The 15,009-nt window shown below is 47.9% G+C and carries 18 protein-coding genes and 3 tRNA genes; 10 read left to right on the top strand and 11 right to left on the bottom strand.

From position 1 onward, the window contains the following. Together DWW91_RS28245 and DWW91_RS28240 are read right to left on the bottom strand one after the other, a co-directional pair. The coding region (locus tag DWW91_RS28245; protein ID WP_305036968.1) for a BT4734/BF3469 family protein at positions 1 to 296 on the bottom strand (296 nt) is incomplete at its 3' end. Further along, on the bottom strand, positions 200 to 469 hold the full coding sequence (locus tag DWW91_RS28240) for a DUF4248 domain-containing protein (RefSeq protein ID WP_233584580.1): 270 nt from the start codon (positions 467 to 469) through the stop codon (positions 200 to 202). The genes DWW91_RS28245 and DWW91_RS28240, both read right to left, overlap by 97 nt. 212 nt (positions 470 to 681) lie before the next feature. Here DWW91_RS28240 and DWW91_RS26220 point away from each other — a divergent pair, with 212 nt between their 5' ends. The 9 genes from DWW91_RS26220 to DWW91_RS26180 all read left to right on the top strand — a co-directional run bounded on the left by DWW91_RS26220 (position 682) and on the right by DWW91_RS26180 (position 5,240). Further along, a complete protein-coding gene (locus DWW91_RS26220; protein WP_010801959.1) occupies positions 682 to 1,134 on the top strand; it encodes an HU family DNA-binding protein in 453 nt (150 codons plus the stop codon). Between the two features lie 37 nt (positions 1,135 to 1,171). Continuing rightward, on the top strand, positions 1,172 to 1,639 hold the full coding sequence (locus DWW91_RS26215) for a glucosaminidase domain-containing protein (protein WP_122329316.1): 468 nt from the start codon (positions 1,172 to 1,174) through the stop codon (positions 1,637 to 1,639). A 376-nt stretch (positions 1,640 to 2,015) separates the two neighbouring features. Then, the gene (gene pyrE / locus DWW91_RS26210) at positions 2,016 to 2,654 is read left to right on the top strand and encodes an orotate phosphoribosyltransferase (protein ID WP_007654984.1); all 639 of its coding nucleotides are present in this window, start codon (positions 2,016 to 2,018) and stop codon (positions 2,652 to 2,654) included. 16 nt (positions 2,655 to 2,670) lie between these two features. Then, positions 2,671 to 3,081: a hypothetical protein gene (locus tag DWW91_RS26205; protein ID WP_007654986.1), complete on the top strand. Its 411-nt coding sequence runs from the start codon at positions 2,671 to 2,673 to the stop codon at positions 3,079 to 3,081. Between the two features lie 11 nt (positions 3,082 to 3,092). Further along, the gene (argH, locus tag DWW91_RS26200; protein WP_007654988.1) at positions 3,093 to 4,430 is read left to right on the top strand and encodes an argininosuccinate lyase; all 1,338 of its coding nucleotides are present in this window, start codon (positions 3,093 to 3,095) and stop codon (positions 4,428 to 4,430) included. A 4-nt stretch (positions 4,431 to 4,434) separates the two neighbouring features. Then, positions 4,435 to 4,887, top strand: coding sequence for a hypothetical protein (locus tag DWW91_RS26195; RefSeq protein ID WP_122329315.1), 453 nt, complete (start codon positions 4,435 to 4,437; stop codon positions 4,885 to 4,887). A gap of 88 nt (positions 4,888 to 4,975) precedes the next feature. Beyond that, positions 4,976 to 5,048, top strand: a tRNA-Gly gene (locus tag DWW91_RS26190). Positions 5,049 to 5,067: 19 nt separating this feature from the next. Further along, a tRNA-Leu gene (locus DWW91_RS26185) sits at positions 5,068 to 5,152 on the top strand. Positions 5,153 to 5,167: 15 nt separating this feature from the next. Next, a tRNA-Gly gene (locus tag DWW91_RS26180) sits at positions 5,168 to 5,240 on the top strand. Positions 5,241 to 5,338: 98 nt separating this feature from the next. Here DWW91_RS26180 and DWW91_RS26175 read toward each other — a convergent pair. The 5 genes from DWW91_RS26175 to DWW91_RS26155 form a co-directional block, all read right to left on the bottom strand. Next, positions 5,339 to 5,677, bottom strand: coding sequence for a type II toxin-antitoxin system HicB family antitoxin (locus DWW91_RS26175; protein WP_007654992.1), 339 nt, complete (start codon positions 5,675 to 5,677; stop codon positions 5,339 to 5,341). 11 nt (positions 5,678 to 5,688) lie between these two features. Continuing rightward, positions 5,689 to 5,946: a type II toxin-antitoxin system HicA family toxin gene (locus DWW91_RS26170; protein WP_122329314.1), complete on the bottom strand. Its 258-nt coding sequence runs from the start codon at positions 5,944 to 5,946 to the stop codon at positions 5,689 to 5,691. A gap of 336 nt (positions 5,947 to 6,282) precedes the next feature. After that, complete coding sequence (gene gltA, locus DWW91_RS26165; protein WP_122329313.1) at positions 6,283 to 7,755, bottom strand: NADPH-dependent glutamate synthase; 1,473 nt, start codon at positions 7,753 to 7,755, stop codon at positions 6,283 to 6,285. A gap of 12 nt (positions 7,756 to 7,767) precedes the next feature. Then, on the bottom strand, positions 7,768 to 8,565 hold the full coding sequence (locus tag DWW91_RS26160; protein ID WP_007654998.1) for a sulfide/dihydroorotate dehydrogenase-like FAD/NAD-binding protein: 798 nt from the start codon (positions 8,563 to 8,565) through the stop codon (positions 7,768 to 7,770). Between the two features lie 95 nt (positions 8,566 to 8,660). Continuing rightward, complete coding sequence (locus tag DWW91_RS26155) at positions 8,661 to 9,044, bottom strand: co-chaperone GroES family protein (protein ID WP_007654999.1); 384 nt, start codon at positions 9,042 to 9,044, stop codon at positions 8,661 to 8,663. A 146-nt stretch (positions 9,045 to 9,190) separates the two neighbouring features. Here DWW91_RS26155 and DWW91_RS26150 point away from each other — a divergent pair, with 146 nt between their 5' ends. Then, on the top strand, positions 9,191 to 10,402 hold the full coding sequence (locus tag DWW91_RS26150) for a 6-bladed beta-propeller (RefSeq protein WP_122329312.1): 1,212 nt from the start codon (positions 9,191 to 9,193) through the stop codon (positions 10,400 to 10,402). Positions 10,403 to 10,532: 130 nt separating this feature from the next. Here the strand turns inward: DWW91_RS26150 and DWW91_RS26145 are convergent, their stop codons facing one another. From DWW91_RS26145 to DWW91_RS26130, 4 genes are all read right to left on the bottom strand, one after another. Further along, the gene (locus tag DWW91_RS26145; RefSeq protein ID WP_010801951.1) at positions 10,533 to 11,111 is read right to left on the bottom strand and encodes a DUF4251 domain-containing protein; all 579 of its coding nucleotides are present in this window, start codon (positions 11,109 to 11,111) and stop codon (positions 10,533 to 10,535) included. Positions 11,112 to 11,272: 161 nt separating this feature from the next. Then, positions 11,273 to 12,625 (bottom strand): MATE family efflux transporter, encoded by a 1,353-nt coding sequence (locus tag DWW91_RS26140; RefSeq protein WP_007655003.1) that lies wholly within the window; start codon positions 12,623 to 12,625, stop codon positions 11,273 to 11,275. Between the two features lie 186 nt (positions 12,626 to 12,811). After that, positions 12,812 to 13,885: an ABC transporter ATP-binding protein gene (locus DWW91_RS26135; RefSeq protein WP_122329311.1), complete on the bottom strand. Its 1,074-nt coding sequence runs from the start codon at positions 13,883 to 13,885 to the stop codon at positions 12,812 to 12,814. After that, complete coding sequence (locus DWW91_RS26130; RefSeq protein WP_010801948.1) at positions 13,885 to 14,919, bottom strand: iron ABC transporter permease; 1,035 nt, start codon at positions 14,917 to 14,919, stop codon at positions 13,885 to 13,887. Before DWW91_RS26130 ends, DWW91_RS26135 begins: the two co-directional genes overlap by 1 nt. Positions 14,920 to 15,009: the final 90 nt, after the last annotated feature.

Below are 15,009 nucleotides of genomic sequence, written 5' to 3'. Positions count from 1 at the left end.
TTATAAAAAGCATCCGGATCATAGCTGGCAAAACAACCGCGGTTGGCATCCTTGCCGGAGATATCCACCGTTACACCGGGAAGGTCTTTCTCGATCATCGCCCGTACCTGTTCGAATGCTTGCAGATGATGTTCCTGATCGCTGTCCACCAGCACGAAGAGTTTGTTTCCCGTATGGGAAGGACTGATATGCCCGGCTTTCACATAACCGAGTTGCGCAGCCTGGCTGAGAATTTGCTCAGGTGGCAACAACACATCATCAAGATCAAAGCAGATGCAACCGGAGTAACGAACCATATGTTCGAGTTTACGGCCTCCAGCTTGGCTTTCAATCCACGGGAGGTGCGTATCCATTCCCACATACGTTTATAGGCAACAACCGGCGTGTGACCGGGAAAATACAGTTGGGCGAATTCCGTTACGCCATAGGCTCTCCTCCAGGGAGAAACTTCTGTTTTTTTGTCTTCCATAATTATTTATAAATTATAATATTAACACACCACAATATAAGCATTATATCAATACGTTGTTCCGCAAAAGACGAATATTTATCAAATAAAAAATACATACTGAACATTACGCACCATCCCGCAGCCTCCCATGAAGGAGAAAGCCTGTATTATCTTTGCAATGTAGTTCAGAAACAAGTTCTTATTACACTAACCCTTAAACATTTAACAGCATGTCAGTAAAGTACAAACTGGTCTTGAAAAAAGACCTTACCCAAGGAGCGACGGCAGATGCGAAACGTTATTACGCATCTGCTCCGGTGAGCGGAATGATGGATTTCGACTCCATCTGTGAATTGATAGCCGACCGTTCCACAGCGAGCGACGGCGACGTGGCACTGGTTGTTCTCGGCCTGATTCGTGCGATGGAAGAAGCTTTACTCCGCAACGAAGTTGTTCAACTTGGAAGACTAGGTAATTTCCGGTTGTCGATCGGTAGTTCCGGAACAGTCGAAGAAAAAGATTTTCAAGCCAACATGATCCGTAAACCGAAAATCATCTTCACCCCCGGCGATAAGCTGCGCGCCATGATCGAAAAAGTAAGCCTCGAACGCATCGGCAAGGAGCAGGAAACACCGGAAGGCGGCGGAAGCGGAGGTGGAAGCGACCGCCCGGAAATTGAGTAATTTTTAATTTTCAATCTTCAATTTTCAATTAAAAACTATGACAGCACAACAAATCAACTTCGTCAAGAACTCCCTGCAGGCCGCCGTGTCCGCGGGAGCCTCTTTCAACATGAATCCCACCGTGATACTGGCACAGGCTGCCTTCGAAAGCGGATGGGGAATGAGCAAACTGGCAACGGGCAGTAACAATTATTTCGGTCTGACGGCCTACGGTTGCAGCAACCAGTACTGGCACGGTGGTAAAACGACAGTGAACACCGGCAGCTACTCCCTGGATTTCCGCCGGTACGACACCCGCGAAAATTCCTTTCTCGACTTCGCCCGCCTGATCCGCAACAACTACCGTACCGCCTGGCAGGCCAGCAACAACCCGGAAGCCTATGCCCGCGAGATAGCCTACAGCCCGTATATCAGCGAACTAAACGGCGACGACCGCGAAACCTACCGCCAAAGCCTGATCCAAATGGAGAAGACGGTACGGGCGATTGTTGAGATTATTATTTAATCATTCATTTAATCCTAAAACGACCATGTCCAAATTCAAACGAATCATCGAATTCATTCTTGCTTTGCTTAATTTTTTGTTTCATTTTAAACCGTCAACAGATGATAAAACGGCTATCGTTACTAAAACTTATCCCAGCCCTACTGTTCCGCCTGGCACGGAAAGGGATCACCCTGTATTTGAAACTATCCCTTAGGATACGGCTGCGGCTGCCATAGGGATAAGGCTGCCGGTCAACGCCTCCCGAAGGCTGGCCGGTGGCCTTTTTATTTTTAATAACATCTTTTTACCCCCTCATTTTTTTCAGGTTCTACAAGGTTATCTCATTCTGTTTACCTACTTTTGCAGACTGATATAAATATATATGTAGGATTGTATGAAAACACTGGAAAGATTAGTTGCAGAAAAATTATTAAAGATTAAAGCCGTTAAATTACAACCGGCAAATCCGTTCACTTGGGCTTCAGGCTGGAGATCACCCATTTATAATGATAACAGAAAGACGCTTTCTTATCCGGCTGTTCGTAGTTTCATCAAATTGGAACTGGCACGCGTAATCAGCGAAAAATATGAAAACGCAGATGCTATCGCAGGTGTAGCCACAGGGGCTATCGCACAGGGTGCATTAGTAGCCGATTTGCTTGGACTTCCATTTGTTTATATTCGTGCTACCCCAAAAGATCACGGACTGGAAAACCTGATCGAAGGTGAACTGAAACCGGGTTCGAAAGTTGTCATCATCGAAGACTTGGTATCGACCGGAGGAAGCAGTCTGAAAGCCGTACAAGCAGTACGTAATTTCGGTTGCGATGTGGTCGGTATGGTTGCTATCTTTACATATGGATTCCCTGTTGCTGTAGAAGCATTCAAAGATGCAAAAGTACAGTTGACAACCTTGAGCAATTACGATGCAGTCCTGGAAGAAGCCGTACGCACGGATTATATCGACGAATCCGAAATTTCAATCCTCCAAGAATGGCGTAAGGATCCCTCAAACTGGAATCCTGGTGTTTAATCATAAATGACCCGGAATGACAGAATTTGTAAGTGAGATCAAAACGATCCCCTATAACGAGGATCGTGTCTATGCAATGCTGTCCGACCTTTCCAACCTGGAACGGGTGAAGGACCGCATTCCACAAGATAAAATCAAAGACTTCGAGTTCGACAGCGACTCTTGCAGTTTCGCTGTCGATCCCGTAGGTAAAATAACTTTTCAGATCGTAGAACGCGAACCGAACAAAACAATCAAATTTACTACAACCAACTCGCCCGTGCCACTCTTCTTGTGGATTCAACTGAAACAAGTGGAAGAGGCCGATACGCGATTAAAAATGACGATACGCGCCGATCTGAACCCGTTTATCAAACCAATGGTATCAAAACCGTTGCAGGACGCTCTCGACAAAATATCAACTGTGATTGCCTCCCTGCCCTATTAATTCTCCGCATTATGGCTCAGAAACTTTGGGAAAAAAATGTACAGGTAGACAAGGAAGTCGAAACATTTACCGTTGGTAAGGACCGCGAGATGGACCTTTACCTGGCTAAATACGACGTTCTTGGCTCGATGGCTCATATAACGATGCTGGAAAGCATCGGGTTGCTCGCAAAAGAAGAACTGACGGTTCTGCTGGCGGAGCTGAAAAACATCTATGCCGTGGCCGACCGCGGTGAGTTCGTGATCGAAGAGGGCGTGGAAGACGTCCATTCGCAGGTGGAACTGATGCTGACACGCCGCCTGGGCGATATCGGCAAAAAGATACATAGCGGACGTTCGCGCAACGACCAGGTGCTGCTGGATTTGAAACTGTACACGCGTGCACAAATCCGGGAGTTGGTAGAACTGACGAACGGCTTGTTCGAGGTGCTGATCAGCCAGAGTAACCGTTACAAAGAAGTGCTGATGCCGGGGTATACGCATTTACAGATTGCGATGCCTTCATCGTTCGGCCTGTGGTTCGGGGCGTATGCCGAGAGCCTGGCGGATGATTTGCAGATGATGCAGGCAGCCTATAAGGTTTGCAACCGTAACCCGCTGGGTTCGGCAGCCGGATATGGTTCGTCTTTCCCGCTGAATCGCCAGATGACAACCGACCTGCTGGGCTTCGACTCGATGGACTATAATGTTGTCTATGCACAGATGGGACGCGGCAAGATGGAACGTACGGTGGCTTTCGCTATGGCGGGCATTGCCGCAACGCTTTCAAAACTGGCCTTCGATGCTTGCATGTTCAACAGCCAGAACTTTGGATTCATCAAATTGCCGGACCAGTTTACGACAGGTTCGAGCATCATGCCGCATAAAAAGAATCCGGACGTATTCGAACTGACTCGCGCAAAATGCAACAAGATACAGGGCCTTCCGCAGCAGATTACATTAATATGCAACAACCTGCCGTCGGGTTATTTCCGCGACTTGCAGATCATCAAAGAGGTGTTCCTGCCTGCTTTCGACGAACTGAAGGATTGTATCCGCATGGTAACACACATGATGCGCGAAGTGAAGGTGAACGACCATATTCTGGAAGATGACAAATATGCCTTGTTGTTCAGCGTAGAAGAGGTGAACCGCCTCGTATTGGAGGGTGTGCCTTTCCGCGACGCTTACAAACAGGTCGGTCTGAATATAGAAGCGGGCAAATTCACTCCGAATAAAGCGGTCAGCCATACGCACGAAGGTAGTATCGGTAATCTATGCAATGATAGTATTTCTGCTCTGATGCAAAATATTATTGACGGTTTCTCGTTTAGTAAAGTAAACGAAGCAGAAAAGGAACTGTTAGCATAATTATATGAAAAGAATATTTTTTTGTTTGGTAGTACTGTTGGCGATGTCGTGCAATAAGGTAAACGTCTCGAACATTCCTTATGCACGGGTATATCTGGAACTGGATTTGACCTACAAAGACAAGGACCTGGTAGGTGCTCTTAATTTTAAAGAAATAACATCTACCAGCGGTCAGAACTACGGTACACAGCTCGGATATTCGGGAGTACTGGTAGTTAGCGGATTCGATTCCAACGGTAACACCAAGTATTATGCCTATGACCTCTGCTGTCCTCACGAAGCAAATAAAAATACAATGGTCAAAGCTGACAATACCGGCTGGGCAGAATGCCCCAAGTGCGGAACCAAATACGAAATAGCGTATGGTACTGGAACTCCGTCAGATGGCCCGTCAGAATTTGCATTAACGAGATTCGATGTCACTCAGCAGGGGAACAAATTATTAATCCGGTATTAAAAAAATCATCCTCTAAAGAGATTTTTTTAGTCAAATGTTTGCAAATACAAAAATTTCGTCTACCTTTGCACACGCAAACGAAAACAATGCGGAAGTAGCTCAGTTGGTAGAGCATAACCTTGCCAAGGTTAGGGTCGCGGGTTCGAGTCCCGTCTTCCGCTCATCTCTAAGAGAAGGGATGCTCGAATGGTGGAATCGGTAGACACGAAGGACTTAAAATCCTTTGGCCATTGCGGCTGTGCGGGTTCAAGTCCCGCTTCGAGTACAGTTTGATTTAATTGCGGAAGTAGCTCAGTTGGTAGAGCATAACCTTGCCAAGGTTAGGGTCGCGGGTTCGAGTCCCGTCTTCCGCTCGCTTCCAAAAGGCCTCGGTATTGCTTGCAATATCGGGGCTTTTTATTTTGCAAAAAGAGATAACAAAAAAACCCCGCTCTAAAAGCGAGGCCGTGTGTCAGAACGAAGATGCTACTTGTTTTTCCAATGCTTCTTTTATAAATGCATTTATAGAAATCCCTGCTTGTTTAGCCAGCATGGCTATTTTATTATGAATTTCGGGCGAAATACGCACATTCAAAGAACCTGAATAGCTTTTATGAGGCTCAATGCCTTCCTCTTCGCAATATGCCAGATAATCATCTACAGCCTCTTGAAAAGCCTTCCGTAATTCACTCACGCTTTCTCCCTCGAAATTCACAAGCGCATTAATGCCTTCTACCTTTCCAAAGAAGACATTATCTTTCTCGCTGAAATTAACAGAGCCGATATAATCTTTATAAGTTAATGTATTCATCGTAGCCTCCTTCATTTAATAAATCCTGCTTCAATCAAATCATTTAATACCTGCTTCATGGCGTATGTCTTAATGATATCGCCCGGATGCGGCTTATGCAGCATGATCGGACGTTTATCCTTATTCTTATAAACCACCCTCGAACCAGACGTTTTGCCTTTATTCGATTTTTCATAGCCAAAACATTTTAAAAACTTTTCTAATTCATCAAATGTGAAATCTGACGGTAAAGCCTTAAAACGTTCTATAAGTTTTTCTTTAGTCCCCATTTGGTTAATCTTTTTGCAAATGTAACTATTAATTAGTTGCAAACAATATCATATTTACAATTTAACAAAAAGGGCCATAGCATTTCTGCCACAGCCCTCCCTTCATAGACACACCAATATTTATAACTATTGTATAAATATCTTCTTTACCTCTCTATATGTCTTTTCTGAATAATCCATTAGACGCAAATATAAGAATTAATTCAACATTCCAATAACATTTCGGATGTAAGCGCTTAAAATTCGGCTTATAACAGTTATTTTGACGTTTTTTTCACAAACAATAAAAAAGCCCGACCTGCAATCAGACCGGGCCTTATCTTTATCAGATACGGATTATTTTCCTTGTAAGCCGGCATCCATCGCGGCAGCAGCCTTACGACCGTCGCCCATGGCCAGGATTACGGTTGCACCACCACGAACGATATCGCCTCCGGCATATACATCCGGCAAAGCGGAACGCATGGTATCCTGGTCGACTACGATTGTTCCCCATTTGCTTACTTCCAGGCCGCTGAAGGCACGCGGGATAAGCGGGTTAGGAGAAACACCAACGCTGACGATTACTTCGTCCACATCAATGATATCGATGGCTCCTTCGATAGCCACCGGACGACGACGTCCGGAAGCATCCGGTTCGCCCAGCTCCATCTTCTGCAAACGCATCTGTTTGACACGTCCCCTTTCATCACCGATATATTCGATAGGATTATGCAGTGTCATAAATTCCACACCTTCTTCCTTGGCATGTTTTACTTCTTCCACACGAGCAGGCATTTCCTCTTCGCTACGACGGTAAACAATCATAGCACGTTCGGCTCCCAGGCGGCGGGCTGTACGTACAGAGTCCATCGCCGTGTTACCACCACCGATTACGGCCACTTTCTTGCCTTGCAATACCGGCGTATCGCTCTCCGGATTGGCGGCATCCATCAGGTTGACACGTGTCAGGTATTCGTTGGACGACATGACACCAATCAGGTTTTCGCCCGGTATATTCATAAAGTTAGGCAGACCGGCACCGCTGGCTGCAAAGAAGCCTTTGAAGCCTTCTTCATGCAGGTCGTCATAACTGATAGTCTTTCCGACGATGCAGTTCGTGACGAACTTCACTCCCATCTTACGCAGGCCTTCGATTTCCACGTCTACAATCTTATTCGGCAAACGGAATTCGGGAATACCGTATTTCAATACGCCGCCAATCTCGTGCAGCGCCTCGAACACCGTCACGTCGTATCCGCGTTTTGCCATATCACCGGCAAAAGACAATCCGGCAGGACCGGAACCGATTACGGCGACCTTGATACCGTTCTTTTCTGCTACCTCCGGTACGGAGATATTACCACTCTCCCGTTCGTAGTCGGCTGCGAAACGCTCCAGATAACCGATAGCAACAGGAGCCTTTTTCATCTTCAAGTGGATACATTTGCTTTCGCACTGCTTTTCCTGCGGACATACACGGCCGCAAACGGCAGGCAGGGCACTGGTTTCTTTCAGGACCCTAGCCGCTTCCAGAAATTCACCCCGTTCGATATTCTTGATAAACGTCGGAATATTGATACTTACCGGACAGCCTTCCATACAGGTCGGATTCGGGCAGTCGAGGCAGCGTTGTGCCTCCTGCATGGCCTGTTCCTTCGTCAATCCCAGGTTTACCTCTTCCAGGCGGGTATGACTACGGTATTCGGCATCCAGTTCATTCATTTCTACACGGGGAATATCCGTGCGTTCTTTATTTTTTTTGCTTTTGCGCAGTTCTTCTCTCCAGGGTTCGGAACGGCGGGCTGCAATTAATTCTGCTGTTGTCATTTGTTTCAGTGGTTATTTCTTTTCAATATCTTTATAAGCACCCAGACGCATAAGCATCTCATCGAAATCAACCTGGTGGGCATCGAACTCCGGTCCGTCCACACAGACAAACTTGGTCTTTCCGCCTACCGTGATACGGCAAGCACCACACATGCCGGTTCCGTCTACCATGATCGTGTTCAACGAAGCGACAGTAGGTATCTCATATTTCTTTGTAAGGGCTGAAACGAATTTCATCATGATGGCCGGGCCGATGGTTACACAAAGGTCTACCTTCTCACGGTTGATGACACTTTCTACGCCGTTTGTTACCAGTCCCTGGGTACCGTATGAGCCGTCGTCGGTCATAACGATCACTTCGTCTGAGTTTGCACTCATCTGTTCTTCCAGAATCACCAGGTCTTTCGTACGGGCCGCCAGAACAACGATCACCCGGTTGCCTGCCTTATGAAAAGCCTCAACGATAGGCAGCAGCGGGGCTACACCTACACCACCTCCGGCGCAAACTACGGTACCTACCTTTTCGATATGGGTAGCCTGTCCCAGCGGACCTACCAGGTCGGTAATATAATCGCCTACGTTCAAATCGCAGATCTTCTTGGATGAACCGCCTACAGCCTGAATCACAAGTGTGATGGTTCCTTTCTGAGTATCTGCACCTGCAATGGTTAAAGGGATACGTTCACCTTTCTCTCCCACCTTCACGATCACAAAGTGACCGGCTTTGCGTGAGCGGGCAATCAGAGGAGCCTCCACTTCCAGCTTCACGACATTGGCAGAGAAATGTTCTTTACTTACAATTTTATTCATTCTAATCGCTACTGTTGATAGTTTATTTTGTTGATTTGCTTGCAAAAATATATCAAAAAAGTGAATCTATTAGTATTTTGCCAAAGAAAAAGGCTTTATTCGAACAATCCTTCGTCGCGAAGCAGCATTAAAATCGCCGAATGGGGCACGATCAGGAACTTTTCGTCGTTAAACTTAATCTCGTAGGCGGCATTCTGCAGATAAACAGCCAGATCGCCTTCGTGCGCCTGCAAAGGCAGATAATGGACGGCTTCGTCTTCCTTCTTCTCCCATACTTCATGCTCTTCCTTCTGCGAAGGTAGCGGAAAACCGGGACCTACCTTGATGATATAGCCGCTTTGTATCTTCTCCTGCTGTACGGTGGGCGGCAGGTAAAGGCCTGATTTAGTCTGACTCTGCGGATTCTTCGGCTTGATAAGCACCTTGTCGCCTATCATGATGAATTTGTCTATGTCTTTTTGGTCGATTGATAATTGCATAATTACTGAATAAATAGAATTAATAAATGAGAACAAATCTACAAAATATCTTTATATACGAGACGAATAAGTATAAAAAACGGCCATAGGCATTGCCTGACTCTTCTTTATTCTTATATTACGCCAACTTTATAACAGACTACAACATGAAAACATTACCTCTTCTATTTTTTACTTTTTTCCTGGCAACCGGTTGCTCAGGTACGAAAAAAGATTCCGCCGCACAACCGGATAACGGAGAAGAAACGGCAGAAACAACAATACTGCCGGCCGCTCCCATCTGGTATGAAGGAGAAAAACCTATCTTTTTTAATGTAGAAGAGAATTATCCGGAAACGAATATCCGCCTGAGCGATCTCTCCGATGCGTTGTATATACCACTGGAGACCAACGACAGTACGCTTCTGAGGCAAATCGGGACATGCGAGGGCAACGAATATTTGCTGACTAACGACTTCATCTACGCACAAGAAGAGCAAGCGGCTATTTATATATTCAAAAGAGACGGCAGCCTGGTCCGGAAAATCGACCATAAGGGCGGAGGACCGGGCGAATACAGCTATATAAGCAGCTATGCCGTCGATACCCTCCGGAAAGAGATCTTCGTTCAGGATGCCAACCTAAAGAAAGGATGCACGTATGTCTACGACCTCGAAGGGAACTTCAAACGTACCTTCCTCAACAAAGCGAAAGAGATCACGATCCTCAACGACTCGCTCCTGCTCAATTATTTCAGATACAATCCGGGAGGTCCGCGCTATTCGGTCGTCCGCAAAGAAGACGGAAGCACGGTAAAAAAATTACCGATCCGCTTCCCAACCCAACTGCCTCACGATAGCCACGGGCGTCTGGCCTACGGAAGCCTGGTAAAGAGTCCTAAAGGGGCCTTTATGGCTAATTTGGGCAATGATACCATCTTTGAAATCCGGCAAGACTTGCAGGTCATTCCGCGTATCATCGACCAAAGCAAATATCCCACCACTTTTGCCCAGGTGCATCCGACGATCGAGACCGAGCGTTACCTGATGTTCTATATCCTGCGTTGCCATTCGTATAAGCCGTATGTCGACGAGCATTACTACATCTATGACAAGAAAGACAACCAAATCTACAAGATGACCGACTATCCGGGCAATTCATACTGGACGCTGATGGACGATTATCCGCACATCACCAACTGGAACACGACACAGAATAGCCATATTGCCGTACGTACCCGCCAGGTCTACGCCTTACAGGAAGCCGAAGGTAAACATGGCGATGCCGAATTGAAAAAACTGATCGAAACACTCGATGACGACGCCAATCCGGTTTTACAGATCATGCTGTTCCACACGGTAGACCAGATAAAGAAGTAATCAGGCAGAGTGATCGTTTAAAATACAAATAGCACGCAGATAACATAGATCGAGCAGATGAACACAGATTTATTAATTAAAATATCTGCGTCAATCTGCTCGATCTGTGTTATCTGTGTTATCTGTTACGTTAAATGGAACGTCCCTTAAACACGTTAGACTGTTCGGTCGGATACAGGGTACCGGTAAATGAAATACGGTTGCTGTTGAAGTTAGGACTGACAGTGGCCGTACATTTGTTGGAACCTTTCACCATACGGAAAGTCACGTTTGCCGAAACGGCTACGCCTTGTACCATCATACTGAAAGTAATATTGCCTTTCTTATCGGTCTTCATTTCCACATTCGAAGCGTTTCCTTCTACAGTGATTCCACCGATACCGTTAGGACCTGCGTAAGCTCCGTTGAATGCCAACTGGATAGTTGCGCGGTTGCCATCCATAGAGACGAAGTTGGTACTCGGAGTGACATAAACAAAACGTCCGCGTTTAAATTCCACACGATCGGCTTCGAGCACGAAGTCCTTGTCGTTAAGAGCCTGGACGGCTTGTTCGAACAATGCCATATTTTCAGCTTCTTCGGCTGCTTTACGGGCTTCTTTCTCTGCTTTCTTGGCAGCTTTCTCGGCTGCTTTATCCTGTTGTGCCATCATTGTCCCTGAACCGGCACTAAACAGCAGGACAGCTAGCAATAATAATACTCTTTTCATACTTCTATTCTTTTTAATTGTTAATCGGATACCGAGATATTTTTGACGCGGATGATACAGATAACGCGGATTAAAACATCAATGTACATTTTTCTTAGCCAGGCCATCCGCGTCAAATATATCTCTTTTTGTATATATAGACAAATAACGTGCCGGTAAGTTCAATTTATCCCCTTACTTTTTATGTTTTTAACATGGTACCACAGGAAACCCCAGGCAGTTACGGCCGCAATGAAGTCTGAAAACGGCGAAGCGTACCACACCCCGTCCAGTCCCCACACATGCGGGAATGTCAAAAGGGCAGGAATCAGGAAAAGACACTGACGGCTCAGGCTCAGGAACATCGCTTTCCAGGCAATACCGATACTCTGGAAAAACTGGCTGATGGAGATCTGCGAACCGACCACCACGAAAACGAGCAGGCTGATACGCAAACCGTTTGCCGTCACCTCAATCAGTTCGGGGTCGTTGGTAAAGGCCCGGGCTATTATTTCCGGAAACAGGACACTGCACAGGCAACCGATCCCCATAATAACGGTCGATGTGATAATGACCAGCCACAGGGTATCCTGCACGCGCTTATGCTGACCGGCCCCATAGTTGAAGCCGACAATCGGCTGCATCCCCTGCGCAATACCGATAATCAACATCACCAGAAGCATCCCGACGCTGGTGATGATACCGTTGGCCCCCAAAGCCAGGTCGCCGCCATATTGTTTCAAGGCGTAGTTCTGGATAACGACAACCAGGCTGCCCGCCAACTGCATGGCGAAAGGCGAAACACCGATCGTCAGGATATTCCATACCACATGGCCCTCCAGTTTGAAAGTACCTTTATGGAAACGGACAATGCTGTCTTTCTGAATAAAATGGTTCATGACGAACAGGGTACTGAGCAGCATGGAGATGATCGTTGCGATGGCCGCTCCCCGGATACCCATATCCAGCCAGAAGATAAAGATCGGGTCGAGTATCACGTTGGCTATCGCTCCGATCAGCATGGTAAACATGGCCTTCTTCGGATAGCCGGATGCACGCATGACAGCGTTGAAACCAAAGCTGAGCGAAGTCAGGATCGTTCCGGGGACCACAATATTCAGGTAGTCTTTGGCATAAGGAATCGTTTGTTCGCTTCCGCCAAAGGCCAGTAGGAGGTCTTCCATCCAGATCATACAGGGGACGACCGTGATGATCGTAATAATGAATGTCAGCGTAAAGGCATTTCCCAGGACCTTTTCCGCCATCTCGTTCGCTTTCCGCCCCAGATGGATGGAGACACGGGTAGCCGCACCTGCTCCCACCAGCATGCCGAATGCCTGCAAGAAGAGCAAGATCGGGAAGGTCAGCGTCAGTCCGGCAATAGCCAGCGCACCGACTCCCTGACCGATAAAGACACGGTCCACAATATTATACAAAGCATTTACCATCGTCCCGATCACCGCCGGGATAGCATATTGTAACAGCAGGCGGCTCACTTTCTCGTTCTCCAGCCGTCCGATTATTTCATTTGCCATAATTCATCTACACTTATCTTGTTATACTTTCGTTCTATTCATCCTTTCCTCCCTGTGCACCAAGGAGGTTACCACGCCCGCCCTTATGCTGGCAGGCTGCTCCGGCAAGGAGAGAGGTGTCGCCCCCTGCTGTTCGCATGATACCGCACCGGGATGCGGTGAAGTTCCGCATCAGGATGCGGCTGGCTACCGCACCGGGATGCAGTTGTGTTCCACATCGGGATGCGGCAGTGTGCGAACAGTAGGGATCGGTCCTACTCTCCTTACCGTTTCGACCAGTGCTGCCACCCCGGATAAGACCTTCACCTCCCCTCCGGGCAGGGTCAGTGACAGATGACGGGCGTCGAGGCAGTTGATATTGAGCTGTCCGTCTTTCACTGCCGAAGGACGGAAGCCGTTACGGATCATAGCATTGCCTACCCAATAGGATACAAGGAAGTCGCCCTCCACTCCTATCGGTTCGACGGGTGCCTTCGTATTCAGTTTTCCGGTTGACGGATCGAAGACAATCCCTTCTTTTCCGAAGAAAGACTCGAAGGCGCCGCTCAGGATCAGGTCTTCGGGCGTACCGCACGCCATCGGACGGCCTTTTTCCTGTAGCCAGAGGCAATCACCCATCTGGATCGCCAGGTCGAGGTCGTGGGTGGAAAGCAGGATCGCTTTATGTTGTTCTACGGCCAGCTTATGCAGCAGCACCATGGTCTCGATCCGGCTGGTAACGTCGAGGAAAGCCGTCGGCTCGTCCAGCAGGATGATCGGGCATTGTTGTGCCAGGGCTTTGGCGATCATGGCCTTCTGCCGTTCTCCGTCGCTCAGTTCGGATACGTAGTTTTGTGCTTTATGGGCAATGCCGGCTGCCGTCAGCGATTGTTCGATAATCTCCCTATCGGTTTTCTTCAACTGTCCGAAGAAACCGGTGTACGGATGACGGCCCAAAGACACCAGTTCGTAAACGGTGATGCCGCCCGCATTCGTCTTTTCCGTCAGTACAACACCTACCGTCAGTGAAAAGTTGCTTTGAGAGTAGGAAGACAACGGTTTTCCCATCAGGCGGATCTCGCCGCTCAAGGGAGGCTGGAAACCGCAGAGCGTGCGCAGCAACGTTGACTTTCCGGCACCGTTCAGTCCGAGAAGGCAGGTGACTTCGCCCGGTCGCAGGCGCAGGTTCAGGTCGTCGTGGATGACCTTGCGCTTTCCGCCTTTCAGCAGGTAGCCAATACTGAGGCGGCTGGCTTCTATTACAGGTTCTTGCATATTCATCAGTCGAAGTATTGGATATTTTTACGATTCACAATCACATAAATAATGACCGGCGCACCCAGCATGGGGGTTACGGCATTCAACGGGAGTATATTATTGGTTCCGGGCATCACCATCAGTATATTACACAACAGGGCGATACAGGAACCGGCAAGCATCGTGACGGGCACCAGCATCTTATGGTTGGACGAACCCAGCATCAGACGGGCGATATGCGGCACGGCAAGTCCGATGAAGGAGATCGGGCCACAGAAAGCGGTCGTCGTAGCCGTCAGTAAACCGGTACAGAACAGGATGGCAATACGGGTCCGCTTGATCTTGATCCCCAGGTTGGCCGCATACATTTCGCCCAGTAGCAGGGCGTTCAACGGCTTTATCAAGAGGATTGCCAGCAGCAGTCCGGTCAACGTGAACAGGAGGAAATAAGGCAGTTGCATCAGCGATACGCCGGAGAAATTGCCGAGGCCCCACATGACGAAGGCGTGCACCTTATCCGTCGAGGCATAGTAATTCAGGACGGAGATCAGGGAAGAGGCCAGGTAACCGATCATGATACCGATGATCAGCAGCATGACATTGCTCTTCACCTTTGCCGAAAACCAGATGATCAGTCCCAGGATACAAGCGGCACCGGCAAAGGCAGCGATAATAACCGCCAGGTAACCGCTGATGGGCAACTCCGTCACCATACTGAGCGTCCCGCCGAAATAGAGCATGATGGCCGCGACTCCCAGGTTTGCCCCGTCGCTGATCCCCAGGATGGAAGGGCCTGCCAGCGGGTTACGGAACAGAGTCTGCAATAACAGGCCGCTGGTAGCCAGCGAGGCTCCGGCAAGCAAAGCCGTAACCGCCTGCGGGAAACGGGATTGCAAGATGATATTCTGCCAGGCGGGCCGGCCCACGTCTTTCCCCAGAAGGATATCGATCACGCTCTCCAGCGGGATGGAAACGGCACCGTACACCAGGCCTCCCATAAAAAGTAGGGCCAGGAGAAGCGGCAAGAGGAAGTATGGTAAAGCGATTTGTTTAAACATTTCTATTTAGTTATTATCCTATTTGAGAGTTTCACATCTTATCAGTTTTGAATGTTACTTTTCTCTTGAAAGAAAAGTAACCAAAAGTTC

It is taken from the genome of Parabacteroides sp. AF17-3 (genome assembly GCF_003635445.1).
Taxonomy (GTDB): domain Bacteria; phylum Bacteroidota; class Bacteroidia; order Bacteroidales; family Tannerellaceae; genus Parabacteroides; species Parabacteroides goldsteinii.
Note: the sequence above shows the minus strand (reverse complement) of the source record. Positions and strands in the feature narration are given on the sequence as shown.

Bases quoted from the DNA above. Each gene is read 5' to 3' on its own strand.
- DWW91_RS28240 (WP_233584580.1), bottom strand. From the start codon at position 469: ATGGAAGACAAAAAAACAGAAGTTTCTCCCTGGAGGAGAGCCTATGGC.
- DWW91_RS26145 (WP_010801951.1), bottom strand. From the start codon at position 11,111: ATGAAAAGAGTATTATTATTGCTAGCTGTCCTGCTGTTTAGTGCCGGT.
- gltA (WP_122329313.1), bottom strand. From the start codon at position 7,755: ATGACAACAGCAGAATTAATTGCAGCCCGCCGTTCCGAACCCTGGAGA.
- pyrE (WP_007654984.1), top strand. From the start codon at position 2,016: ATGAAAACACTGGAAAGATTAGTTGCAGAAAAATTATTAAAGATTAAA.
- DWW91_RS26135 (WP_122329311.1), bottom strand. From the start codon at position 13,885: ATGAATATGCAAGAACCTGTAATAGAAGCCAGCCGCCTCAGTATTGGC.
- DWW91_RS26220 (WP_010801959.1), top strand. From the start codon at position 682: ATGTCAGTAAAGTACAAACTGGTCTTGAAAAAAGACCTTACCCAAGGA.
- DWW91_RS26195 (WP_122329315.1), top strand. From the start codon at position 4,435: ATGAAAAGAATATTTTTTTGTTTGGTAGTACTGTTGGCGATGTCGTGC.
- DWW91_RS26175 (WP_007654992.1), bottom strand. From the start codon at position 5,677: ATGAATACATTAACTTATAAAGATTATATCGGCTCTGTTAATTTCAGC.
- DWW91_RS26170 (WP_122329314.1), bottom strand. From the start codon at position 5,946: ATGGGGACTAAAGAAAAACTTATAGAACGTTTTAAGGCTTTACCGTCA.
- DWW91_RS26155 (WP_007654999.1), bottom strand. From the start codon at position 9,044: ATGCAATTATCAATCGACCAAAAAGACATAGACAAATTCATCATGATA.
- argH (WP_007654988.1), top strand. From the start codon at position 3,093: ATGGCTCAGAAACTTTGGGAAAAAAATGTACAGGTAGACAAGGAAGTC.
- DWW91_RS26140 (WP_007655003.1), bottom strand. From the start codon at position 12,625: ATGGCAAATGAAATAATCGGACGGCTGGAGAACGAGAAAGTGAGCCGC.
- DWW91_RS26130 (WP_010801948.1), bottom strand. From the start codon at position 14,919: ATGTTTAAACAAATCGCTTTACCATACTTCCTCTTGCCGCTTCTCCTG.
- DWW91_RS26160 (WP_007654998.1), bottom strand. From the start codon at position 8,565: ATGAATAAAATTGTAAGTAAAGAACATTTCTCTGCCAATGTCGTGAAG.
- DWW91_RS26150 (WP_122329312.1), top strand. From the start codon at position 9,191: ATGAAAACATTACCTCTTCTATTTTTTACTTTTTTCCTGGCAACCGGT.
- DWW91_RS26205 (WP_007654986.1), top strand. From the start codon at position 2,671: ATGACAGAATTTGTAAGTGAGATCAAAACGATCCCCTATAACGAGGAT.
- DWW91_RS26215 (WP_122329316.1), top strand. From the start codon at position 1,172: ATGACAGCACAACAAATCAACTTCGTCAAGAACTCCCTGCAGGCCGCC.